Annotated in this window: 19 protein-coding genes and 1 tRNA gene; 6 read left to right on the top strand and 14 right to left on the bottom strand. The window is 65.8% G+C overall.

The annotated features are described in order from the left end of the window. Positions 1-75: 75 nt before the first annotated feature. The 9 genes from pgaD to ACQG3P_RS16660 form a co-directional block, all read right to left on the bottom strand. Positions 76-555 (bottom strand): poly-beta-1,6-N-acetyl-D-glucosamine biosynthesis protein PgaD, encoded by a 480-nt coding sequence (gene pgaD, locus ACQG3P_RS16700; RefSeq protein ID WP_426805674.1) that lies wholly within the window; start codon positions 553-555, stop codon positions 76-78. Continuing rightward, positions 552-1,799, bottom strand: coding sequence for a poly-beta-1,6-N-acetyl-D-glucosamine synthase (gene pgaC, locus ACQG3P_RS16695; RefSeq protein WP_426805673.1), 1,248 nt, complete (start codon positions 1,797-1,799; stop codon positions 552-554). Before pgaC ends, pgaD begins: the two co-directional genes overlap by 4 nt. Before the next feature lie 7 nt (positions 1,800-1,806). Beyond that, positions 1,807-3,690, bottom strand: a complete 1,884-nt coding sequence (gene pgaB, locus ACQG3P_RS16690) for a poly-beta-1,6-N-acetyl-D-glucosamine N-deacetylase PgaB (protein ID WP_426805688.1) — start codon at positions 3,688-3,690, stop codon at positions 1,807-1,809. Between the two features lie 16 nt (positions 3,691-3,706). After that, a complete protein-coding gene (gene pgaA, locus ACQG3P_RS16685; RefSeq protein WP_184126604.1) occupies positions 3,707-5,743 on the bottom strand; it encodes a poly-beta-1,6 N-acetyl-D-glucosamine export porin PgaA in 2,037 nt (678 codons plus the stop codon). Positions 5,744-6,124: 381 nt separating this feature from the next. Next, positions 6,125-7,336, bottom strand: a complete 1,212-nt coding sequence (locus ACQG3P_RS16680) for a CynX/NimT family MFS transporter (protein WP_426805672.1) — start codon at positions 7,334-7,336, stop codon at positions 6,125-6,127. A 195-nt stretch (positions 7,337-7,531) separates the two neighbouring features. Further along, positions 7,532-7,608: transfer RNA gene (locus tag ACQG3P_RS16675), tRNA-Pro, on the bottom strand. A 78-nt stretch (positions 7,609-7,686) separates the two neighbouring features. Further along, positions 7,687-7,800, bottom strand: coding sequence for a cytochrome bd-I oxidase subunit CydX (gene cydX / locus ACQG3P_RS16670; protein ID WP_426805671.1), 114 nt, complete (start codon positions 7,798-7,800; stop codon positions 7,687-7,689). Positions 7,801-7,860: 60 nt separating this feature from the next. Continuing rightward, complete coding sequence (gene cydB / locus ACQG3P_RS16665; protein ID WP_068853172.1) at positions 7,861-9,015, bottom strand: cytochrome d ubiquinol oxidase subunit II; 1,155 nt, start codon at positions 9,013-9,015, stop codon at positions 7,861-7,863. Positions 9,016-9,030: 15 nt separating this feature from the next. Continuing rightward, complete coding sequence (locus ACQG3P_RS16660; RefSeq protein ID WP_068853169.1) at positions 9,031-10,620, bottom strand: cytochrome ubiquinol oxidase subunit I; 1,590 nt, start codon at positions 10,618-10,620, stop codon at positions 9,031-9,033. Positions 10,621-10,845: 225 nt separating this feature from the next. Here ACQG3P_RS16660 and cydD point away from each other — a divergent pair, with 225 nt between their 5' ends. The 3 genes from cydD to ACQG3P_RS16645 all read left to right on the top strand — a co-directional run bounded on the left by cydD (position 10,846) and on the right by ACQG3P_RS16645 (position 15,191). Next, complete coding sequence (cydD, locus tag ACQG3P_RS16655; protein WP_426805670.1) at positions 10,846-12,573, top strand: thiol reductant ABC exporter subunit CydD; 1,728 nt, start codon at positions 10,846-10,848, stop codon at positions 12,571-12,573. Beyond that, complete coding sequence (gene cydC / locus ACQG3P_RS16650) at positions 12,570-14,240, top strand: thiol reductant ABC exporter subunit CydC (protein ID WP_426805669.1); 1,671 nt, start codon at positions 12,570-12,572, stop codon at positions 14,238-14,240. The genes cydD and cydC overlap by 4 nt, the downstream gene beginning before the upstream one ends. Before the next feature lie 618 nt (positions 14,241-14,858). Then, on the top strand, positions 14,859-15,191 hold the full coding sequence (locus ACQG3P_RS16645) for a hypothetical protein (protein ID WP_426805668.1): 333 nt from the start codon (positions 14,859-14,861) through the stop codon (positions 15,189-15,191). A gap of 413 nt (positions 15,192-15,604) precedes the next feature. Here the strand turns inward: ACQG3P_RS16645 and ACQG3P_RS16640 are convergent, their stop codons facing one another. After that, positions 15,605-15,883, bottom strand: a complete 279-nt coding sequence (locus ACQG3P_RS16640; RefSeq protein WP_217536269.1) for a hypothetical protein — start codon at positions 15,881-15,883, stop codon at positions 15,605-15,607. A 261-nt stretch (positions 15,884-16,144) separates the two neighbouring features. Then, entirely contained in the window at positions 16,145-16,783 is a 639-nt protein-coding gene (locus ACQG3P_RS16635; protein ID WP_217536267.1) for a DUF6766 family protein, read from the bottom strand. 182 nt (positions 16,784-16,965) lie between these two features. On the opposite strand from ACQG3P_RS16635, the gene ACQG3P_RS16630 reads away from it, so the two are divergent. From ACQG3P_RS16630 to ACQG3P_RS16620, 3 genes are all read left to right on the top strand, one after another. Further along, entirely contained in the window at positions 16,966-17,754 is a 789-nt protein-coding gene (locus tag ACQG3P_RS16630; RefSeq protein WP_254621976.1) for an OBAP family protein, read from the top strand. 200 nt (positions 17,755-17,954) lie between these two features. Continuing rightward, the gene (locus ACQG3P_RS16625) at positions 17,955-19,127 is read left to right on the top strand and encodes a BamA/TamA family outer membrane protein (RefSeq protein WP_426805667.1); all 1,173 of its coding nucleotides are present in this window, start codon (positions 17,955-17,957) and stop codon (positions 19,125-19,127) included. Positions 19,128-19,470: 343 nt separating this feature from the next. Beyond that, a complete protein-coding gene (locus tag ACQG3P_RS16620) occupies positions 19,471-21,021 on the top strand; it encodes an arylsulfatase (RefSeq protein ID WP_426805666.1) in 1,551 nt (516 codons plus the stop codon). 58 nt (positions 21,022-21,079) lie between these two features. Here the strand turns inward: ACQG3P_RS16620 and ACQG3P_RS16615 are convergent, their stop codons facing one another. The 3 genes from ACQG3P_RS16615 to ACQG3P_RS16605 form a co-directional block, all read right to left on the bottom strand. Further along, on the bottom strand, positions 21,080-21,694 hold the full coding sequence (locus tag ACQG3P_RS16615) for a DUF1294 domain-containing protein (RefSeq protein ID WP_426805665.1): 615 nt from the start codon (positions 21,692-21,694) through the stop codon (positions 21,080-21,082). 3 nt (positions 21,695-21,697) lie between these two features. After that, entirely contained in the window at positions 21,698-22,810 is a 1,113-nt protein-coding gene (gene metX / locus ACQG3P_RS16610) for a homoserine O-acetyltransferase MetX (protein ID WP_426805664.1), read from the bottom strand. Between the two features lie 68 nt (positions 22,811-22,878). Then, a partial coding sequence (locus ACQG3P_RS16605) for a c-type cytochrome biogenesis protein CcmI/CycH (RefSeq protein ID WP_426805663.1) occupies positions 22,879-23,150 on the bottom strand: 272 nt, incomplete at its 5' end.

Raw genomic sequence — 23,150 nt, 5'->3', positions numbered from 1 at the left:
GTACGCCTGGGCTGGGTCAGGGATGTGAAGGGTTGTACACATCCAGGGCAGCCACGCAGGGCGTGGCGCTACCCGTCATCTCATCTCGATGTTCTGGTGGGTCAGGCCGATCGGCCTGGCGTGGTCATCCATGTGCAGGGTCACCGCTTTGCCGTTGGCCAGCTGCGCGGCCAACGCGGGGCTGGCGCCCAGGTTGTGCGCGATCTCTTCCAGCGACACATCCGCGCGCGCATTGCGCCGGTCCTTGCCGGCGAAACGCATGCGGTTGTATTCCGCCCAGGCGATCAGCAGCACCGAACAGCACACCAGCATCACCGGCAGCGCGATGACGATGAACGGGTCCACGCTCTGCTTGTACTCGTACAGCTGCAGCCACGCCAGCTGCCCACCGAGCAGCCAGGAAAGGGCGGTGATCAGCGGTGCCCAGAGGTAGAAATAGAACCCCCAGAACGCGATGGTGACAAACCCCCACGCGGTGCGCTGCAGCCGTGGCTGCTGGCGCGTCTTGCGGATCAGGCGGGAGTCGTAGCGGCGGGTCGGCTTGGAAGCGTTCATCGTATACCCCGGTCAGGACTGACCCAGATCGCGCGCTTGCCACGACGCTTCAACAGCGTCTTGGGCAGTGCCACCAGGGTCGTGAACAGACTGATGAGCCAGTACGCCATCGGGTACCAGATCACCCAGAAGTAATTACGTCCAATATGCGTTTCGTAGCGGCGGTCGATGATCAGGCTGCTCGCGAACTGCAGCAGGCACACCAGCGCCAGGATCACGCCGTGCCATTGCGGCAGCAGCGTGGCGATGTACAGGTCCTGCGGCAGCGGGATGAACTTGCCCAGCGCCCACAGCAGGATGATCGCCAGCATCGTGTACGCCCACAGCACGCTGAACATGTATTCCAGCAGCACCCCCCACATGCGCCGCTTGCGCCAGTCGAACAGCGAACGGCCATGCCGCAGCAGCACTTCCACGCCGCCCTGGGCCCAGCGCAGGCGCTGCCGCCACAGCCCCTTGAGCGTTTCCGGCATCAGGATGAAGCACAGCGCGTTCGGCTCGTAGCGGATGTCCCAGTGGTCGATCTGCAGCCGCCAGCTGATGTCGATGTCCTCGGTGATCATGTCATCGGCCCAGTAGCCGATGCGGTGCAGCGCGGTGCGGCGGAACCCGGCGATCACCCCGGAAATGGTGAAGATGCGCCCGTACACGCGCTGCGCACGCTTGATCATGCCGATGATCGAGGAGAACTCGGCCACCTGCAGCCGCCCCAGCAGGGTGGAGCGGTTGCGGATGCGCGGGTTGCCGGTGACGGCGCCGACGCGCGGGCCCGAGGTCAGGTGCCAGACCATCCAGTGGGTGGCGTGTTCTTCCAGCATCGCATCGCCATCGATGCACACCAGGTATTCCGAACGTGCCGCCAGCGCGCCCATGCGCAGTGCATTGGCCTTGCCCAGGTTGCGGTCCAGGTGCACCACGCGCAGGCGCGGGTGTTCGGCGGCCATCGCATCCAGGCGGGCCCCGGTATCGTCGCGGCTGCCGTCGTTGATGGCGATCACCTCGAAATCCGGGTACTTCTGCGCCAGGGCCGCGCCCAGCGTATCGGCCAGGTTGTCGGCCTCGTTGTGGCAGGGGATCAGGATCGACGCGAACGGGTAGCTGTCCATCGGCGGCGGATCGTCGCGCAGCCGCGCCTTCCGCTCGCGGCGGAAGAAGTAATACAACCCCCCGGACATCCAGAAGAACGCCATCACCATCGGGTAGAAGAAGGCGAACTGGAACAGCAGGTAGAGGAGCGGATGCATGGCGGCCTCACTTTTCCTCGTACGGGAAGGTGCGTGCCGACATGGCCGCGCGCGCATCGTAGGTGGACGGCTTCCCGGCAATGAAGTCGTCCGGGTACCAGGCGAAATGACGCACGCCCTGCGCCTGCAGGCGCCGGATCTGGGCGCGCAGCACCGTGCCGGAAATCGGCTTCTGCGTGCGCCAGTCCACCGTCTGCAGCTCGAACATCGTCTGTGACAGCTGCGGGTCGTGCTCACGCACGGCCTGCACCAGCCGGTCCAGCCATTTCTGCGGGTCGCGGCTGCCTTCCATCCACGGCATCGCCATCAGCGCGGTGTGGTCGTAGGCCTTGTTGAACAGGTCCAGGCGCTGGGCGAACCAGCTCGCGCTCTGCGGCTGCAGCACCGGCTGCGCGTACAGGTTGCGCACCGTGGCCAGCTTCGGGCGCCAGCGCTGTGCGGCGCCGCGCAGTTCCAGGGTGAAGTCGATCAGCGCCTGGGTACGCGCGCCGTCGTCGCCTTCCTGCGGCAGGTTGGCCAGTTCGGTGTCGCGCAGGTAGGCATCGTCGTGGAACAGCAGGCCCTCGAAGTACGAGTTGATCGCCAGGTCTTCGTAGATGTCGTCGATGATGTGACGGACCTTCGGGTTGGTGAAATCGAGCCGGAAGATGCCATCGCTTTCCGGGCTCTCGATCGCCAGCGCCTTGCGGATCGCCGGGTCCTTGAGTTCATAGCCCAGCACCGGCAGCCACGCGTACACCTTCACCCCGGCGCGGGTCTTGAGCTGCCAGGCCACGCGGTTGAACAGGTCCGCGCGCATCGGCAGGTGCCGGTTGGGGAAGTACAGCGCATCGGCCGAACCGTTGCCGTCCGGGTCGGCGAAGGCCTGCAGGAACACGTGGGTGGGGCCGATCTTCTTGACCCGTTCGAGCAGCGCGTCCAGGTTCTTCGCCTGCTGGACCGGGTTGGCGTCGTACACCGCGTCCAGGTCGATCTGCAGGGCGCGCATACCGTCGCGTTCGACGTCGCGGCGCAGCTCATAGGCCAGCTGGGTCACCGGCGGGTTGCCGGTCACCAGCAGGCGGGCCAGGCCGTGCAGGTCGCGCGTGACCGGCGTGCTGCGGCCTTCCAGGTCGAACGACACCGGCATGCCCAGTTCTTCGGCGATGCGGTTGCTCATCGCGTTGTAGGCTGCATACGGCCACACGATCGCCTTCGGACTCACGCCTACGTTGTCCTGGATGCGCTTCACGCTCAGGCCCAGGTCGGCACGCAGCCGTGCCTGGTACTCGGCTTCGGTTTCGTAGCGTTGCGTGGCCGGGTCGTAGGTGCGGGTAATCACCGCCGGGGTCGAATTGCCCTGCGGGTTGGACTGCACGCCGTGGTGCAGGTTGTCGGTGTGGCTGGCCAGTTCAACCAGGCCGCTGCGCTGCATCTCGCGCAGCTGTTCCCAGGTGAGGAAGTCGTCGCGGGTGAACGGGCGGTAGCCGTAATCGATCTGGCGACCGGCGGGCATGTCCACGTAATCGGTGATCACCGCCACCAGCGCCGGGTAGTTGTAGGCGCGCAGCAGCGGGAACACCTTGCTGTACACGCTGCGCAGGCCGTCATCGAAGGTCAGCAGCACCGGCTTCGGGGGCAGCGGCGCGCCGCCCTGCGAGGCGGTGATCAGCTGCGACAGCGACACCGGGTGGTAGCCGTGCGCCGAGAGCCAGTCCAGGTGCGCGGCGAAGTTCTGCGTGCTCACCGAGTACGCGTCCGGGTCGCCCTTGGTGGCCACGTCGTCGCGGATGTCGTGGTAGCTGAGCACCAGCAGCCCGTTGTCGGCCGAATCCAGCACCGGCGGGGCGGCGTGCGCACTGCCGCACACGGCCAGCACGGCCAGCAGCAGCCAGGAGGTAAAGCGCTTCAAGTCCATGTGTCGCATCTCATTGTCCCCAGCGCAGGCCGGCATCAAGGCCGATGTGTCGTTCACGGTTGCCGTCGTAGACCGGCCGCGACCAGCTGATCCCGTATTCGAAGATCCGGCCATCGGCCAGCTGCCACTCGTGGCGATACTCGGCCGACGGCACCAGCGCACTGCCAAAGCCCTGCTGCCAGTAATTGCCCAGCGACACGGTCAGGCGGTGGCGGAAATGCCGCTCGTAGTGGCGCCACAACTGCTGGTCCACGCGCAGGCCGATTTCCGCCGAACGGTCTTCGGACGGATTGAAGTAGGGCACGTCGTCGCGGCTGCCGCGGCTGGCGTACAGGCTGCCCAGGCCATCCAGCAACAGGGTGGGGCGGGTGAGCAGGCGCTGTTCGATGCTGGTGCTGAGCGTGTCGCGGCGGTTGCCGTCGTCGTAGCGGAACTGGCTGGCGCCTGCGCTCCAGTGGGTGAGCTCGTTGCGGCGGTAATCCACCGCCAGTGCCACGCTGTCGGCGGTGATGCCGGAAATGCGCGCCTGCAGCGAGGCATCGGCGGCGTTGCGTGCCGCCGTCACGCCGGCGTGCCAGGTATCGCTGAACTGCCAGCCGAACCCGGCGCTGAGGCCGGTATCGCCGATGTGGTCATTGGCGCGGTTGACGAACAGTTCGGCGTCGGCGCGGCCGAAGCGGTAGCGCGTGCCCAGCCCGAACCACAGCGGGCGGATGGTCTGGTCCTGGAAATCCACGCTGCGGCGGTCGGCGAAGGTCACCACGCGCCAGCGGTCATCGATCACCGGCGACTGCAGTTCCACGCCGTAACGCGCATCGTCGTTGCCCAGCGGCGAGGTGCCACCGCCGCCTTCGCTGCGGCCGCCTTCGGCGTACGCATGCAGCTGCCAGCCGCGGTGGGCCTTCCAGCTGCGGTCCATGCGCTGCACCGAGGACTGGTTCGGGTAGCGTTCCAGCAGGGAATCGTGGATCGGCCGGGCCAGGTCATCGCGCTGCAGCTGCACATAGGCGTCGTACTGGCCCAGGCGCGCCGAGACGTCGCGCGGGTCCAGCGTATTGGCCATGCTGTAGCGCTCCAGCGCCCGCCGCGGCCAGCCGCGCATCATGTAGACGTTGCCCAGCGACGACTGGGTGCCGCCGTTGGCCGGGGCCAGTTCCACCATCTTTTCCAGATCGTGCTGGGCGGTGGCCAGGTCACCGCTGTAGGCGCGGATCATCGACAGGTTGAGATCGGCCTCATAACGCGGCCAGTTGGCGTAGGGCGCGCGTGCGCCCTTGGCCCAGCGCCACGCCGGTTCCTGCGCCTGCCACTGGGTGAGCACGTTGATCGCGGTATCGGCGCGCTCGCTTTCCAGGTGCGCATAGGCCAGTTCCGAATGCACTTCGGAGCGGCCCGGATCGGCCTTGAGCGCCGCTTCCAGGACCGGGATGGCTTCGTCGGGATGCTGGCTGGCCATCAGCGAATCGCCTACGGCCGCCATCAGGTAGTTCGGCACCTCATGGCCTTCGGCGAGCAGGGCGCGGTATTCGTCGCGCAGCTGCTCGTGGCGGCCCAACCGGTTGAGCAGGATCAGCCGGTCATAGCGGATGCGCAGCGGTGCGGTCTGCACGGTGAGGCCGTCGCGCTGCAGGTAGCGCTCCATCTGCGCGAGCGCGTCTTCGGCTTCGTCCAGGCGGGTGTCTTCGCTGGCGCCGTAGGCCAGGCTCCAGCCGACCCGCTTGGCCAGGTAATTGGCTTCGAAGCGCTGCTTCTGCGCCTCGTCGAACAGGTCGGGGCGCGCCTGGTACAGCTGCCAAGCACGGTGCGCATTGCCGATGTCGGACAGGGTGAGCACCTGCAGGCGATACAGCAGGTCATCGTTGGGCGCATCCGCCCGGGCGCGCTCGATCGCGCCCAGCGCGTCAAGCCAGCGCGCCTGGTCACGGTAGGTGCTGATTTCCGCCAGGTGATCTTCCCGCGAGGTGGCCGCCGAAGCAGGCAGAGCGGTCAGACAGAGTGTGGCGCATACCAAACCGACGCAGAGCGCCAGCGGCCGATGCTTGTACATGGAACCCCCGGGAGCATCCCTTCAGAGAATCTACTTGTGCGTGGAAATGTGACGCACATCACATGCCAATCGTGCACGACTTCGTCGATGTAGACAAATTGTTAAGGCGCAACACGGCCTCCGCAGCTGTGAAAACAGGCGTGATGGGGACTGCAAGTTGTTGAAAAGCAAGACCATCCGGCCGCCGCCACGGCGCTGTTCCCGGGGTCTGGACACCCTGAAACCATTCATCGGCCCCGGGGCCATGACGCCCCGGGGTTGCTGCCATGCCTGCTGACCCGCAACGCAGGTCAGTTTCCGACACGCTACGTCACTAGGTGCGCACAATCCGTGATGCATTCACCGAAACAGGGCGCCACGCCCTGCGTGTCCGCGCCGACGTCACCACTCGTCTTCCAGCTTCTGCGGCTTGCACGCCACCCACGACGCGGACAGCAACACCACCGCGCACACCAGCAGGAAGCCGAACGGCAGGTACCAGGCGCCGCTGACGGCATGCAGCCAGCCGAAGAGGAACGGGCCCAGGCAGCTGAAAGCATAGCCCACGCCCTGCATGAAGCCGGACAACGCCGCCGAACCGGCCGGCGTGCGGGTGCGCAGGTTGATCAGGGTCAGCGCCAGCGGGAAGGTCGAGGGGCCGATGCCCAGCAGCACCGCCCACAGCCACGGCGCCTTCATCGGCGCGAACAGCAGCCCGGCGAACGCGATCAGGAACGCGCTGAACCCGACAATCACCAGCGGGAAGGGATTGCGCAACCGCACCGCCAACGCCGGCATGGTCAGCGACGGCACCAGGCCCAGGGCCGCAAAGATGGCCACCATGATCCCGCCGAACGCCGGCGTCGCCCCGGCTTCCACCACGATGCGCGGCAGCCAGGTGAACATCGAATAGGTCATCAGCGAGGTCATGCCGAACATCAGCGCCATGCCCCAGGCCAGCGGCGTGCGCCAGACCTTGCCGTGTGGCTGCGCGGCCGGGTCGGCGGCGGTATCCAGCGGGTCCGGGTGCGGGCGGCGGCGGGCCAGCGCGATCCAGGGCAGGGCAGCGGCCACCGCGAAGATGGACCAGATGCCCAGCGACACCCGCCAGCCGGCCTGTTCCGCCAGCGGTACCGCCATCAGCGCCGGCACCATGGTGCCCAGCTGCAGCACCGTTATATAAAGCGTGCTCACCGTGCCCACGCGGTTGGCGAAGTAGCGCTTCACCAGCGGCGGTACCACCACGTTGCCGATGCCCATGCCGGCCAGCGCCACCACCGAGCCAAACAGCAGGCTGCCCACCCCGCCGGCCATCGAGCGCAGCAGCAGGCCCACCGCCGCCAGCACCATCGCCAACAGGGCGGTGCGTTCCAGCCCGATACGGCGGGCCACCATCGGCGTGGTCACCCCGAACAGCGCGAACGAGGCCGTGGGCAGCATGCCCAGCACGCCGGTCATGGTGGTGCCGAACCCGAAGGTCTGGCCCAGCTGGTCCAGCAGCGGGGTGATCGAGGTCACCGCCGTGCGCAGGTTCAGCGCGGCCAGCAGGATGGCGGAAAACGCCAGCACGCGTCCGCGCAGCAGGGACGTGGAATGGGGGTCGGCAGGGGTCATGGCAGGAATCTCTTGCAGGTGGCGCGGCACGTGGGGGTGCAGCGGAGTGCGGGCGCTCGGCGCAGGCCGTGAAGGACAAACGCTGCCGCATTGTACGCGCGGTAGCGCCACGCACTGCGTGGCTGCCTGCGGGCGACAGATACAAAAAAGCCCGGAGGACATGATGTCTTCCAGGCTTCAATGTGACCACTTATATGGTCGGGGAGACAGGATTCGAACCTGCGACCTCTACGTCCCGAACGTAGCGCTCTACCAGACTGAGCTACACCCCGAAGGAGCCGACAAGGATACGGTGTGAAGGGATTATCGGCAACCTTTTTTTGAAAGGTCACACGACCAACGGTCGTGTGCTACCGCGCTTGGCGGTCGGTGGCGCCGACCTCGCGTGCTTCGAACCACATGCCGTTGAGGATGGCGGCGGCCGAGGCCAGGCCGGTGCCGAGGATCCAGGCGAAATACCACATGGCAAAACCTCCAATGTCACTTCGGTAGGTGCCGACCGTGGGTCGGCACGATGGGCAGTATCAATACGCGTTCGGGTTGTCGGCCATGTCTTCGGCCGTGGTCTTGCCCTTCATCACCCGGTAGACCCAGCTGGTGTAGGCAATGATGATCGGCAGGAAGATCACCGTGGCCACCAGCATGATGAACAGCGTGAGCTGGCTGGACGAGGCATCCCACACCGTCAGGCTGCCGCTGGGCTGGCTGGACGAGGGCAGCAGGAACGGGAAGATCGCAAAGCCCACGGTGAGGATGATGCCGGCAATCGACGCGCCCGAGGCCAGGAACGCGGCCATGCCGCGGCGGGCCCGCAGCAGCACCGCGCTGGCCAGTGCACCGGCCAGGCCCAGCAGCGGGAACACCAGGGTCAGCGGCATGCTGCTGTAGTTGCGCAGCCAGCCACCGGCCGCCGTGCCCACCGCAGCGGTCTTCAACAGCGGGTTGGTCGGGCCGTCGGTGACCACCTGCGAGGTGATCTCATAGCCCGGCAGGCCGAAGGCCACCCAGGCACCGCCCGCAGCGAACAGCACGAAGCTGAGCAGCGCGGCAATGCTGCCGTAACGCGCCGAACGCTCGGCCACCGGGCCGTCGGTCTTCAGCACCAGCATGGCCGCACCGTGCGACACCATCATCGCCACGCCCACCAGCCCGGCCAGCAGCGCGAACGGGGTGAGCAGGCCGAAGAACGAACCGGTGTAGAAGATGCGCATGCTGTCATCGAAGTGGTACGGCACGCCCAGCAGCACGTTGCCCACCGCCACGCTGGCAATCAACGCAGGCAGCAGCCCACCCACGAACAGCACCCAGTCCCACGTGTCGCGCCAGCGCTTGCTGGGCATCTTGCTGCGGTACTTGAAGCCCACCGGGCGCAGGATCAGCCCGAACAGCATCGCGAAGATCGCAAGATAGAAGCCGGAGAAGCTCACCGCATACAGCGGCGGCCACGCGGCGAAGATCGCACCGCCACCAAGCACCAGCCATACCTGGTTGCCTTCCCAAACCGGGCCCACGGTGTTGATTACCGTGCGCCGCTCTTCATCAGTTTTGGCCACGAACGGGAGCAGGGTGCCCACGCCCAGGTCGAAGCCGTCCATCACCGCCCAGCCCACCAGCAGGATGCCCAGCAGCAGCCACCAGATCACGCGCAGCGTGGTGTAATCAAGTCCAAGAATGTCCATCTGGAATCTCCTGCCTTATGCCTGGCCGGGGGCCGGCGTGGCGGCATGGTGGGGAAGCGGCGTGCGTGAAGGCTGCAGCGACGGAAGAATGTCGGCCGGCCCGGTGCGGATCGTCTTGAGCATCAGCTTCACCTCGATGATCAGCAGCACCGTATAGGTCAGCGTGAACACCGCCAGCGTGGTCAGGATTTCATGCAGGGCCAGACCGGACGCGGCGTAGAAGGTCGGCAGCACGCCGTCCACCGCCCACGGCTGGCGGCCGTATTCGGCCACGAACCAGCCACACTCGATCGCAATCCACGGCGCCGGAATCGACCACACCGCCAACCGCAGGAACCAGCGCTTCTCATGGAAGGTGTTACGGCAGGAGAAGTAGAAGGCCACCGCGAAGAACGCGATCAGGTAGAAGCCCAGCCCGGCCATGATGCGGAAGGTCCAGAACAACGGCGCCACGCGCGGCACGGTGTCCATCGCTGCCTTGGAAATCTCCTCCGGCGTAGCATTGAGGATGTCATCGCGGTAACGCTTCAGCAGCAGCCCATGGCCCAGGTCCTGCCAGTGGCGGTCGAACATCTCGCGCGCTTCGACGTCATTCTTGTCCTTGCGCACGCGCTCCAGCGCACCGTACGCCAGCTGGCCGCCCTTGATGCGGTGCTCGGCACGTTCTACCAGTTCCAGGATGCCCGGGATGGGCTGGTTGAACGAACGCGTGGCGATCAGGCCCATCAGGTACGGAATCTTGATCGCGAAATCGTTCTGCTGGGTCGTCTGGTTCGGGATGCCGAAGGCGGTGAAATCGGCCGGGGCGCGCTCGGTTTCCCACATCGCCTCGATCGCGGCCAGCTTCATCTTCTGGTGCTCGCTGGCGGCATAACCGCTTTCGTCACCCAGCACCACCACCGACAGCGACGACAGCAGGCCGAACGCCGCGGCCACCGCGAACGAACGGCGCGCCATGTCCTTGTGCTTGTCGCGCAGCAGGTAGAACGCGCTGATGCCCATCACGAAGATCGCGCCGGTCACGTAGCCCGCGCTGACCGTGTGCACGAACTTGGCCTGGGCCACCGGGTTGAACAGCACCGCGGCGAAATCCACCACTTCCATGCGCATCGTGTCCGGGTTGAACACCGCACCGGTGGGGTTCTGCATCCAGCCGTTGGCGATCAGGATCCATACCGCCGACAGGTTGGTGCCGAGCGCCATGAACCAGGTCACCGCCAGGTGCTTGACCGGGGTCAGCCGCTTCCAGCCGAAGAAGAACAGGCCCACCAGCGTGGCTTCCAGGAAGAACGCCATCAGCCCTTCAATGGCCAGCGGGGCACCGAAGATATCGCCCACGTAGTGGCTGTAATACGACCAGTTCATGCCGAACTGGAACTCCATCACCAGGCCGGTGGCCACGCCGATGGCGAAGTTGATGCCGAACAGCGTGCCCCAGAACAGGGTCATCTGGCGCCAGACCGGCTTGCGGGTCATGACGTACACGCTTTCCATGATGGCCACCAGGAACGAGAGGCCAAGCGTGAGGGGAACAAAGAGGAAGTGGTACATCGCGGTCAAAGCGAACTGCAGCCGCGACAGTTCTACGACTGTCGAATCGATCATGGCCTGGCTACCTCGTGGGGTTTTGCCGTTTCAGGTGGCGGGAAGGGGGTCTACGGAGTGAATTCTGTGACCAGCAACTTCTATTAGCCTTGATTCAGATCAATGTACGAACGGGCAGGGAGGGGGATCGTAGGCCTCCGACCTGCGACCGCGCGCCGCACCGGGAGGGTAGGCCGGCGCCCCTTACAATGGTCGGTACCTCCCTGTGGCCGCCAGTGATCCGCTTTGAGCATACCCCCCGACGCGTCCGCCATCGAGACCACCGCCCTGCGCCGGCAGCGCCTGCACTGGCTGAATGGGCTGGCCGCCAGCGCCCGTAGCCGCCAGCGCCTGGCCGCGCTATGCATATGTGTGTCCGGCGCACTGCTGATCGGGCAGGCCGCGGCCATCGCCTGGTTGATCCAGGCGGTGCTGGTCGAGCACCGTCCCGTGGCCGCCGCCACCCCGGTGCTGCTGGGCCTGCTGGCGGTATTGGCGGTGCGGGCCCTGCTGGGCAGCGCCACCCAGGCCGCCGCCGGCGATGTGGCCGATGCGGCCCGGCTGACCCTGCGCGAGCGGGTGTACCGCCGGCTGTTGGGGCTGGGTCCGCTGTGGCTGCGCCAGCAACGTGCCGGCGAGCTCGGCGAACTGATGCTGGCCCATGCCGACGCGGTGGAGAGCTATTACGCCGGTTACCAGCCGGTGCGGATCGAAGTGGTGGTCGTGCCGCTGCTCATCCTGCTGGCCGTGGCCTGGGTGGACTGGGTGGTGGCGCTGATCCTGCTGTTCACCGCACCGCTGGTGCCGTTCTTCATGATGCTGGTGGGCTGGGGCGCGGAAGCCGCCGGCCGTGCGCAGCTTGGTGAGCTGGCGCGGATGAGCGGCCACTTCGCCGACCGCATCAAGGGCCTGGGCCTGCTGCGCCTGTACGGCCGTGGCGAGGCCGAACTGGACGGCGTGGCCGCTGCTGCCGAAGGCGTGCGCGAGCGCACCCTGAAAGTGCTGCGCATCGCGTTCCTGTCCTCCACCGTGCTGGAGTTCTTCGCCTCGGTCAGCGTGGCCATGGTCGCGCTTTACCTGGGCCTGAGCTATCTCGGCCTGATGTCCCTGCATGCCGCCGTGCCTACCTTGGGCGCGGGCATGTTCTGCCTGCTGCTGGCCCCGGAATTCTACGCACCGCTGCGGCGGCTGGCCGCGCATTACCACGATCGCGCCAACGCACTGGCCGCCGCTGCGGAAGTGGAGCGCCTGCTGGGCGAGCTGCCGGCCGCCGTGGCCGTCGAAGAAGCGGCGCCAGCGGCGCGCGCGCCGGAGCTGCTGGAGCAGCATGCGCCGCCGGTGGTGGTGCGCAACCTGGTGCTGCGCCCGTTGGGCGCCTCGCACGATGTGGTGCAGCAGCTCTCCTTCCAGATCGAAGCCGGCCAGCGCCTGGCCCTGGTGGGGCCCAGCGGCAGCGGCAAGAGCACGCTGCTGGAAGCGCTGGCCGGCTGGTTGCCGCCCCGCGAGGGCAGCATCGTGCTGCGCCCAGGGCTGGAGGTCGGTTACGCCGGGCAACGCCCGTACCTGTTCCACGGCAGCATCGCCGACAACCTGCGCCTGGCCGATCCCGGCGTGAGCGACGCACGCCTGCACGCAGTAGCCGAAGCGGCGCAGGTGATGCGCTTCGCGGCGCACCTGCCCGATGGCCTGGATACCGTGATCGGCGAACGCGGCTTCGGGCTGTCCGGTGGCGAAGCACGGCGCATCGGCCTGGCGCGGCTGCTGCTGCGCGACCCGCAGCTGTTGCTGCTGGATGAGCCCACCGCCTTCCTCGATCCGGATACCGAAGCTGCGCTGCTGCAGACCTTGGCCGCGTTCGCGCGCGACCGCGCCGTGGTCATCGCCACCCACAGCGACACCGCGATGCGCTGGGCCGACACGCGGCTGGTGCTCACCGCCAGTGGCCGCGCGCAGACTACGGAGGAAACGGCATGAGCCAGCACCGCGACGATTCGCTCAAGCAGGTGTTCACCCGCCATCGCGGCCGCCTGCTGCTCACCGTGCTGCTGCTGTGGACCACGATGCTGGCCGGCACCGCATTGCTAGGCCTGTCCGGTGGCTTCCTTACCGCAGCCGCCCTGGCCGGTGCGGCCGGGCTGGGCAGCGGGTTCAATTTCTTCTCGCCCTCGGCCGGCATCCGCGGCCTGACCATGGCGCGCATCGTCTCGCGCTATTTCGAAAAACTGGTCGGGCACGACGTCACCCTGCGCATCGCCCGCGACCTGCGGGTGTGGTTTTTCCGCCGCGCGCTGCCGCTGGCACCGGCGCGGCTGGCCGGCATCCGCACCGGCGAGTTGCTGGCGCGGCTGATGTCGGACATCGGCGAAGTGGACGGCCTGCTGGTGCGCGCCATCGGCCCACTGCTGGCGCTGGGCGGCGTCTCGCTGGTGGCCGTGTTCTCCGCCGGCCTGATCTACCCGCCGGCCGCGTTGTTGCTGGCTGTGCTGGCGCTGGCCATCGGCGTGGGCGTGCCGTGGCTCACCGTGCGCGGTGCCGGCGGGCAGGAGCGCGACCGCGCGCTGCACCGTGCACAGCTGCGCACGCAGGCGTTCGAAGGACTGGAAGGCGCGGCCGACCTCACCGCACTGCACGCGCGCGAAGACTGGAACCTGCGCGTGCTGGTCGCGGCCAAACAGCTGCGCTCGCGCGACCGCCGGCGCCGCTGGCGGCTGGTGGGCGGCAACGCGCTGCACGGCCTGTGCGCATCGGTGGGCCTGGTCGGCATGCTGTGGGTGGCGCTGCGCGGATTCGAGCGCGGCGCGATTGATGCGGCCCTGGCGGCCGCGCTGGTGTTCCTCACCGTGGCCCTCATCGAACTGTGGGCCGGCATCGGCCTGGCCTGGCAGTCATGGCTGTCCGGGCGCGTGGCAGCGGCACGGCTGGAAAGCATCGTGGATCAGCCGCCGGGGGTTCAGGATGCAGCGGCACCGGTAGCACTGCCTGCCCAGGCAGCCACGCTGCAGCTGGAACAGGTGGCGTTCCGCTGGCCGGGGCAGGCGAGGGCGCTGCTGGAGGGCGTACAGCTCACCGTGGCGCCGGGTGATCGCATTGCCATCCGCGGTGACAGCGGCAGTGGCAAGACCACCTTGTCCGCGCTGCTGCTGCGGCTATGGGACCCCGATGAAGGGCGCGTGCTATACGGCGGGCAGGACATCCGCAACGTCGCCCAGGACGCGTGGCACAAACAGATTGCGTGGTTGCCGCAGAGCGCGCCGGTATTTGCCGGCAGCATTGCCGACAACCTGCGGGTGGGCGATGCGCAGGCCACTGATGAGCGCTTGTGGCAGGTGCTTGCCGACGTGCGGCTGCAGACCTGGGCAGCGCAGATCGGTGGGCTCGGCGCCTGGGTGGGCGAGAACGGCGCCACGATGTCGGCCGGGCAGGCGCGCCGCTTGGCGCTGGCGCGCGCCCTGCTGCGCGGCTCACCCATCCTGCTGCTGGATGAGCCGACCGAAGGGCTGGATGTGGATACCGCGCATGCCCTGCTGCATGACATGGTGGCTGCGCTGCATGGCAGAAGCCTGGTGATGATCACCCACGACGAGCTGCCGGAAGGCATCGTCCACCGCAGCTACCACTTGCGCGAAGGAAGGCTGTCGTAACGCCGGCTCCAGGCTGGTCGGCGATTGACGCATGGTCGCCAAACGCAACCGCCGTTGCTCCAAACGTCATGCCCCATCGCGCGATGACCCGTCATCGGCGGTCGATAGGGATGCGACCCCACCGCCACACCCGTCCGGCCGACGAATCGGTAGGGTCGGTCGCAAGACGACCGCCGATAACAACGATCGGCCCATTAACGCATGGACACCAGATCAACCGCGCACTCCATGCCAGATGTGACATCCCATTCCGGCGCCAACATCCCCACGACGCCACCCATTGCTCAACGCGCAACGTGATGCGGTTCCATCCGGAACGCGACATGCCGCAAGCAAATGGCGGCGATCAGGCGAATCACGGCATCACGGTAGACAGACTCACTCGAAACACGCCGAACTCAAGAAAGAAACAATTGGCAGTAAGCTTTCTTCCGATGCATGTTGAATGCTCGGAGCCTGAGAAACTCCTAACAAGTGCAACACGCTCGACGTCCTGCGTCGGGAGGGTGACGGAATAAAATACCCTCGTGGGAATACGTCATGCCCGGATCTTGTTACGGTTCTCAGCCTCCCGACTCCCTCGCCATCCGGCGAGGGAGATTCTGTTGGAGGTCCATCATGCAAAGTTCCCGGCCTGACACCGCTTATTCAGAACTCCCCAAACGCAAGCTTCACGTGACCCAGCCCGCCCGCGTCCGCGTCGAGGCCCTGTACCACCCCGGCGGCAACGACGAACACGATGACATCCCCATCCCCTGCGTAAAACTACGTGGCCTCTGGATGCGCAGGGCAGGGTTGAACGTAGGCGCCCGCCTGAAGCTGGAACTCATCCCCGGCGGAATCCAGCTCACCGTAGAGCCCGAACCCGACCCGGCCATCCCAAAAGTCCGCCAAATGGGCCGCCTGCAAAAGGCCCGCCTCGAGAGACAACGCCAGCAACCCAACCCGTAATACCGGGCTGTGTTTTTCAAAGATCCGTCCACCAATCCGACGTACGCACCACACCGTCGCCCACCCCAGCTAAGCTGGGGTGGTCACCAAGACCGGGCCACCCAGTGCGCAACTGCGTATGACCGCGTACGTGACACCGAATCCGACTCGGCCAAGCGGGACTACTATGAACAACGCTCGCAGCAGCTGCGGGGCAGGCTGCCCCCTCCCTTGAGAGCGCGCTGGAGGACCCGACAATTCAGCACGCTGATGGCTACAAAGGCGGCTCCAGGATGAGCTGGATCCAGCGCTCGGCGATGGAAGAGAAGATGGCGAAGTAGTTCTAAGCTGGGAACCCGTCGTGACGGCGTGGGTGTTGGCCGCGGCCGGGCGTGGTCGACTCGCCTGCCAGCTGTGCAATTGCTGGCTTGCGGTCAGTTGTCCGCCGAGAGCTTCCCCTGCCAAGCGTCGAACTGCTCACGAAGCAGCCCAAACACATTAGCGACACTCTTTGCGGGTGCCTGCTGCTCGAACCCCAGGTCGCCGAATTGCGTTAAACGATATGCAGAAATGGCCTGGTATGCATTTCGAACCGCCCGTTGATCAGGGTGTGTTGCTATCAACGCGTCTAGAACAGCATCCTGCGCGATTTCCGCTGCTAGCCGTTCCATCAGGTTTTGTTCGAGAACTGCCAGCCTCGATTCGACGTCCATTTGTTTCCCCGGTAGATGGTAGGTTGCCTCGGCGTGTCAATCCTATGGCAGGAACCTCTTTGGACCCAAGTTGTATATGCGATTCGCATGCGCAAGGTCTGGCAGAGTCTCCGCTCGTGCGAACTGCCGGGACTCGTCGTTTAGAGCGTCTTTCGGGCTGGGCAACTGGTCCACGTTCACCCTCCCCAGGATTTCTCCGCCGTAAGGCCCATTGTAACGATCCGGCAAACGCCGGTTCGCGTGAGTGGGCTGGCCGGGGGTTCAGTCCCCCGTCTGGCTGTGCGGCGCAGCCAAGGGTTTGGACTGGGGCGAATCTTTCTGGCGCAGGAAGATGGTCAGCACTACCAGGGCGAGGACGGCCAGGAACTCGCTCTGCCAGTTCTGGAAGGATTCAAACCAGAAGCTGCTGCTCCACAGGTGCTCCCAGCAGGTAGGGGCGGGCAGGCCCCGGGCGACCTGCTCATCCACCGTCGCGCGCCAGCTCCCGGCGAGGTGCAGGAAGAAGCTCGCCAGGAAAAGGATGGAAAAGACGATGGCCAGCGAGTGACCGTAGAGAAGCTTCCAGATTCCCCCTTTGCGGACTGCCCAGGGAGTGGGCCCCGGCAGAATGCGTTCCTCCTCGTGCTCCCCCTTCAGCGGGCGCGATTCCGCAGAGCCCTTTTGCCGCAGTCTGACCGTGATCAGCACGTACATGCCCATCTGCAGGAACTCGCTTTCCCAGTTCTCGAAGGTCGCGCTGACGAAGTGACCACTGTGCAGGTAGGCCCACAGGTCCAGGCCGGCGCGGTGGGCCTCGTGCAGTTCCTGGTTATGGCTGAGGAAGCCTGTCCATACCTGGCCCACAAGGAAGAAGGCGAGCAATAGGAACAACACAATCGAGAGACCGTTTCTCCGCCACATGACTACACAGCCTCAAATCATCCGTATCGACGTTAGTCCTGCGTGTGGGGCGGGGAGGTGAAGGAAAAGCGAGTTGCGCCTTGGTGGAACCCCTCCGCGCTTTTATCCGGGTCTCACGCTCCCATGCTCCCGACGTTACATCCGAGGGGACACGATGCAGGAGCTTCCCCGGAGGGCCACCCATGCATCGATCCATCATTTGCGGCGTCGTCTCGCTTGCCTTGGCCGGATGCGGGGGCGGCAATACCGAATCCAGCGTCCGGGCACCGGGCGTGGAAGAAACCGCCAAGACCAAGGTGCTCGAAACGGGTGCTGCGGTGTTGCAGGATCGGCCGCCGATCGAGGCAATCAACGCATATCTGGATGGCTTCCATTTCTACAACGGCCAGATGAAGGTGCAGATGGAGGCGCACCACTACTGCTCCATCCTCAATGAGGATGTCATCCAGTGCACGATCTACGACGGCAACGTCAAGGACGCCAAGCTGATGGGGGTGGAGTACATCATCAGCGCCAAGCTGTTTGCCGCCTTGCCCGATCAGGAAAAGGTGCTATGGCACAGCCACGTCCACGAAGTGAAATCGGGGCAGTTGGTTGCGCCCGGCATTCCGGAGGTGGCCGAGCATGCGTTGATGGAGAAGCTCATCCATACCTACGGGAAAACCTGGCACACCTGGCACACCGACCTGGACAAGGACCTGCCGCGTGGCATGCCGCAGCTGATGATGGGATTCACGGCGGATGGGCAGGCTGACCCTCAGATGGTCGCTGCACGGGACGACCGGCTGGGCGTGAGTAGCCAGGACAAGCGCGAGCGCCGCGCTGATATCGTTGCACCGCCGATAGATGCCGGCGCGGATGCCTGGCAGAAGGGGCGGGTCATCCAGATCGAGGATCCGGCCGGTGGGCATGGGCACGCGCCACCGGATGCGGACAAGAACGCGACGTCCGAGAGTGGCCCGGGAAGCTGAAAGGCGCCCGGGAGGGCGGTGCATCAGCCATCTACCGTGTTGCCGCCGACGCTGCGATGTTCCCGCCTGTTCTCGGTAGTTGTACTTAGGGCTGCTACGTAGAACGGCCGTGGCTGGAAGGTGGCCGGGTCTGTCAGTGTTGTCCGGGAACGGGATGAAGCGTCCGGGAGCACGATATGCGTGGATGGAAGGCAGGTTCGGTGGCCGCAGTGCTCCTGCACTGTGTGGTGGCTGCGCCCGCACTGGCGCAGCAGGCAGTGCCTGACACCACGGCGCCGGCCCCGGCCGCATCCCGCCACGGCATGTTCAAGGACCCGCAGGACGGCCATTTCGACATGTCGCGCTGGCTGCTCGACCGCAAGGGCTTCCTGCCGGTGCCGGTGATCATCAGCGACCCCGCCGTGGGCTACGGCGGCGGCGTGGCCCTGGCGTTCTTCCACCGGCCGGAGGGCGCAGCGCTGGAACGCACCGCTGCCGATGGGCGCAAGCAGATGATCCCGCCAAATATCTACGGCGTAGCCGGGATGAAGACCGAGAACGGCAGCACGGCCTACGGCGCCGGCGCCATGCTGCACTTCAAGGACGACCGCTGGCGCTACACCGGTGGCGTCGCCAAGTCCTCGTTCAACCTGGACTTCTACACGCCGGGCAACGTGCTGCCGGAAGTGGGCATCGGCTACAGTTCCGACGGCTACATGGCGTTCCAGAAGATTGCCCGGCGCCTGGGCGACCAGTCGCTGTTCCTGGGCCTGCAATGGGTCTACATGGACCTGGACATCGGCTTCGACGTCGATTCGGACCGGCAGTACTTCAAGCCGCACGAGCTGAACCGGAAAACCTCCGGCCTTGGGCTGTCGCTGCAGTACGACCAGCGCGACAATTCGTTCACCCCCAACAGCGGTTGGCTGGGCATGCTGGAGGGCAACTTCTACGACAATGCCATCGGCAGCGACAACGACTTCCAGAGCTACCGCGCACATGCGTTCGGCTACCTTCCGCTGGCCGACAAGCGCCTTGTCCTGGGCGGGCGCGTGGACGTGCGCTGGGTGGGCGGCGACGTGCCGTTCTATCGGCTGCCCTACATCGATCTGCGCGGCATCGGCTCGGCCCGTTACCAGAACACGCGCGCTGCCACGGTGGAAACCGAACTGCGCTGGAACCTCACCCCGCGCTGGGCGGCCATTGGCTTCGTCGGGGCGGGACGCACCTGGGGCGAGCATGGCAGCTTCTCCGGTGCCTCCAGCCAGGTGGCCAAGGGCGTCGGCGGCCGCTACCTGATCGCGCGCCAACTAGGCCTCTACGTCGGCCTGGACTACGCCTTCGGCCCGGAAGACGACACCGTCTACGTGCAGGTAGGCAGCGCGTGGCATTGACGCCGTACGGACCAACGGTCCGTACCTACCGGCGGCGCCACGCCACGCATCCACGCCACGTACCAACCGTGGGCCGGCACACGGCCCCGGTAGGTACCGACCGTTGGTCGGTACACGGCCCCGGTAGGTACCGACCGTTGGTCGGTACACGGCCCCGGTAGGTACCGCCCGTTGGTCGGCACACGGCCCCGGTAGGTACCGACCGTTGGTCGGTACACGGCATCCGCAGCCGACACACCGACGGGACAGAATTACTTAGCCAACATAAGTAGAAACACGGTGGTCGCCCCCCAGCCCCGCAGGGATCATCCAAGGACCCGCCAAAGCGCTCCCGGAGAACCCGATGGCCACCGCCACCAAGACGAAAAAGCCCAACATCCTGGTCATCTGGGGCGATGACATCGGCATCTCCAACCTGAGCTGCTACTCGCACGGGTTGATGGGCTACCAGACGCCAAACATCGACCGCATCGCCCGCGAAGGCATCATGTTCACCGACTCTTACGGTGAACAATCCTGCACGGCCGGCCGCTCCTCGTTCATCACCGGGCAGAGCGTGCTGCGCACCGGCCTGTCGAAGGTGGGCATACCCGGCGCGCCGATCGGCATGAACGAGAAGATCGTCACCATCGCCGCGTTGCTGAAGAACGAGGGCTACACCACCGGCCAGTTTGGCAAGAACCACCTGGGCGACCTGAACCACATGCTGCCGACCAACCACGGCTTCGATGAGTTCTACGGCAACCTGTACCACCTCAACGCCGAAGAAGAGCCGGAGATGTACGACTACTTCCCGGAAGACGAGTTCGGTGACTTCATCGCCACGGTCAAGCCGCGCGGGGTGATCCACAGCTTCGCCACCGACAAGGACGACACCACGGAGCAGCCGCGCTGGGGCAAGGTCGGCAAGCAGAAGATCGAAGACACCGGCCCGCTCAACCGCGAACGCATGGTGACCTGCGACGACGACTTTGCCGAACGCGCAAAGGGCTTCATCAAGCAGGCCACCGACGACGACACACCGTTCTTCGCCTGGGTGAACTTCACCCACATGCACCTGATCACCCACACCAAGCCCGAAAGCCTGGGCCAGGCCGGTCGCTGGCAGTCGCCGTACCACGACACCATGATCGACCACGACAAGAACGTGGGTTCGCTTCTGGACTACCTGGACGAACTGGGCATCGCCGACGACACGCTGGTGGTGTACTCCACCGACAACGGCCCGCACCGCAATTCGTGGCCGGACGGCGGCATGACCCCGTTCCGCAGCGAGAAGGACACCAATTGGGAAGGCGCTTTCCGCATCCCGCTGGTGGCGCGCTTCCCGGGGAAGATCAAGCCGGGCACCATTTCCACTGAAATCGTGCAGCACCACGACTGGCTGCCAACGTTCCTGGAAGTGGCGGGGAACAAAACCGTGGTGGACGACCTCAAGAAGGGCGTCAAGGCAATCGGGCGCACCTACAAGAACCACATCGACGGCGTGAGCCTGTGGCCCTACCTGACAGGCAAGGCCGAGCATTCGCCGCGCAAACTGTTCGTCTATATCTCAGACGACGGCGACACGCTGGGCATCCGCTACGACAACTGGAAGGTGACCTTCATCGAGCAGCGCTGCAAAGGGACCATGGCGGTCTGGGGCGAACCGTTCACCCCCATGCGCATTCCCAAGATCTACAACCTGCGCACCGACCCGTACGAGTTCGCCGATGTCACCTCGAACACCTACTGGGACTGGTACATCAACCACGTCTACATCGTATACGGCGCCATCGCGTTGCTGACTAAGTTCAACGAGACCTTCAAGGATTTCCCCAAGATCCAGAAGCCCAACACCTTCACCGCCGACCAAGCGATCGAAAAGTTGAACGACGCCGTCGCAGGAAAGTAACCAGCCCGCCGTCGCAAGCCCTCCCGGTAGCGCCGACCGTTGGTCGGCCCCGACCATGTCACCCGGCGATGGACAACCCACCGCCGGCAATCCACGCCACCGCCACCAGATTGACCACCACGGCGACCCAGAAGGTGGTCTGGAAAGAAGCCTTGCGGTTCTTGTGGCGCAGGACAGCCTGCGCCAGCAATGCTCCAGGCCACCCTCCGACTAATGCCATCGCCTGCAGTGTGCTCTCGGGCGTGCGCCGCCGATCGTGCTGGGCGGCGCTCTTGTCGTGCCAGTAAAACAGGAAGGTGAGGGCGCTCAGGCCCAGATACGCCACCACAATCCACGGTGGGCAGTAGCCCGCCAAGCTGGTAGCGGTCACGCCCGCCAGGAACAGCAGTGCGATGGTGAGCCGGGGCAGCCTGTCGGGCCCGCCGTTGCCCTTGGTCGTGGTGCCGGCCCTTAGCCCATCACGCTGCAGCGCGAAACGTACATTGACCGCGTTGAGCCGGCCCTGCTCATCGCGCTGCACGTCGTAGGTGATCACATCATTCAGAGCAGGGCGCCGGTCGCGCGCGGCAAAGGCGCGGATATGCACGAAACAGCGGTCACCCCCACCATTGGGTTGCACGAAGCCGAAGCCGCGCGCGTCGTTCCATTCGCTCAGCCTGCCCTGTTGCCGCATGGATCAGAGCGCATCCAGGAACGTACGCACCGCCGGCCCGAACCGATCGAAATCCACCAGGAACGCGTCGTGGCCCTGCGGCGAGTCCAGCCCGATGAACTGCGCATCGGCACCGCCGGCGCGCAGGCCGTCGGCGATTTGCTGCTGTTGCTGCACCGGGAACAGGATGTCGGTGTTGGCGCCGATGGCCAAGGCCTTGTCCACCTTGATGCTGGCCAAGCCGGCCATGACATCACCGTCGGCGTACTCGGCCAGGTCAAACCAGTCCATCGAGCGGCTCAGGTAGAGATAGCAGTTCGGGTCGAAGAAGCGCACGAAGCGGCGCGCATGGCCTTCGAGGTAGCTCTCGACCTGGAACTCCAGGCCAAACGGATCGTCATCGGCCTGGTCCGAATCCAGCCGCACGCGGCCGAAGCGGCCATCCCACTCGAGCGCGGAGCGGTAGGTGATCACCCCCAGCTTGCGCGCCATGCGCATGCCCGATTCCGGGTACTGCTGGTCAGTGTACTGGCCGCCGTTCCACTGCGGATCGAGGCGGATCGCCTCGCGCTGCAGCGAGCGGATGGCGATGGAGAACGGCAACGCCTGGGCACTGCCGGAGATATTGATGTGGCTGCGCGCGATGCCCGGGTGCAGCAGCAGCACCGCCAGAGCGGTCATGCCGCCCATGGAGTTGCCGATCACACATGCCAGCCGGGAAATGCCCAGCGCCTTCACCACGTCCACGGCGGCGCGGGCGCCATCTTCGATGGACAGTTCCGGGAAATTGAGCCGGTACAGTTCGCCGGTGGCGGGGTTGATGGTGGCCGGGCCCGTTGAGCCCTTGCAGCTGCCGAGCGAGTTCACACACACCACGAACCAGCGGTCGGTATCGATCGCCTTGCCCGGGCCAAGCATGCCTTCCCACCAGCCGGCCGCAAGGTTGCCGTCGTTGGCGGCGGCATGCGCGTCGGGCGACAGGCCGGTGACGATCAGCACGGCATTGCTGGCATCGGCGTTGAGCGTGCCCCAGGTTTCATAGGCCACGTGCGCGCCGTGCAGCTGCCCCCCGCGCTTGAACGCGAAGGGCGAGGGCAGGGCGTGGTAGCGGGTGCCGGGCGGGATGAATTCAGTCATGGGGCCATTCTAACCGGGCAGGTCAACGGCGCCGTGTCACGGCTGGGACGCTTCGTACCGGCGTGGATCTACAGGACCAATCGGATCGTGCCCTTGTGCGGCAACGTCACCCGCACCGCCTCCGAATCCACATCGCCGTCCTGCCGGCTGGCGGTGCCCGAGGCCGAAAGCCGCGCGAATACCTCCACGTCCTTCAGCGAGGACAGCTTCGCCGTCGGCATCGGGCTGTCGGCGTCGTCCAGGCGGATCTTCAATGGCAGGGCCGTCGCCGGATGCTTCTCCACCGCCACCGGCATCGGCGGCCCACCGGGTACTCGCGCGATCACGAATACCTGCGTGA

The sequence above is a fragment of the Stenotrophomonas sp. SrG genome (assembly GCF_050031795.1).
GTDB lineage: Bacteria > Pseudomonadota > Gammaproteobacteria > Xanthomonadales > Xanthomonadaceae > Stenotrophomonas > Stenotrophomonas rhizophila_A.
The sequence above is the reverse complement of the archived record's forward strand: the minus strand, read 5'-3'. Positions and strand labels throughout refer to the sequence as shown.

What these genes read in the sequence shown, in the direction of transcription:
- ACQG3P_RS16680 (WP_426805672.1), bottom strand. Translation starts at nt 7,336, where the DNA reads ATGACCCCTGCCGACCCCCATTCCACGTCCCTGCTGCGCGGACGCGTG.
- ACQG3P_RS16640 (WP_217536269.1), bottom strand. Translation starts at nt 15,883, where the DNA reads ATGGACGTCGAATCGAGGCTGGCAGTTCTCGAACAAAACCTGATGGAA.
- cydC (WP_426805669.1), top strand. Translation starts at nt 12,570, where the DNA reads ATGAGCCAGCACCGCGACGATTCGCTCAAGCAGGTGTTCACCCGCCAT.
- ACQG3P_RS16645 (WP_426805668.1), top strand. Translation starts at nt 14,859, where the DNA reads ATGCAAAGTTCCCGGCCTGACACCGCTTATTCAGAACTCCCCAAACGC.
- ACQG3P_RS16660 (WP_068853169.1), bottom strand. Translation starts at nt 10,620, where the DNA reads ATGATCGATTCGACAGTCGTAGAACTGTCGCGGCTGCAGTTCGCTTTG.
- metX (WP_426805664.1), bottom strand. Translation starts at nt 22,810, where the DNA reads ATGACTGAATTCATCCCGCCCGGCACCCGCTACCACGCCCTGCCCTCG.
- pgaA (WP_184126604.1), bottom strand. Translation starts at nt 5,743, where the DNA reads ATGTACAAGCATCGGCCGCTGGCGCTCTGCGTCGGTTTGGTATGCGCC.
- ACQG3P_RS16620 (WP_426805666.1), top strand. Translation starts at nt 19,471, where the DNA reads ATGGCCACCGCCACCAAGACGAAAAAGCCCAACATCCTGGTCATCTGG.
- ACQG3P_RS16615 (WP_426805665.1), bottom strand. Translation starts at nt 21,694, where the DNA reads ATGCGGCAACAGGGCAGGCTGAGCGAATGGAACGACGCGCGCGGCTTC.
- cydB (WP_068853172.1), bottom strand. Translation starts at nt 9,015, where the DNA reads ATGGACATTCTTGGACTTGATTACACCACGCTGCGCGTGATCTGGTGG.
- ACQG3P_RS16635 (WP_217536267.1), bottom strand. Translation starts at nt 16,783, where the DNA reads ATGTGGCGGAGAAACGGTCTCTCGATTGTGTTGTTCCTATTGCTCGCC.
- pgaD (WP_426805674.1), bottom strand. Translation starts at nt 555, where the DNA reads ATGAACGCTTCCAAGCCGACCCGCCGCTACGACTCCCGCCTGATCCGC.
- cydX (WP_426805671.1), bottom strand. Translation starts at nt 7,800, where the DNA reads ATGTGGTATTTCGCCTGGATCCTCGGCACCGGCCTGGCCTCGGCCGCC.
- ACQG3P_RS16630 (WP_254621976.1), top strand. Translation starts at nt 16,966, where the DNA reads ATGCATCGATCCATCATTTGCGGCGTCGTCTCGCTTGCCTTGGCCGGA.
- pgaC (WP_426805673.1), bottom strand. Translation starts at nt 1,799, where the DNA reads ATGCATCCGCTCCTCTACCTGCTGTTCCAGTTCGCCTTCTTCTACCCG.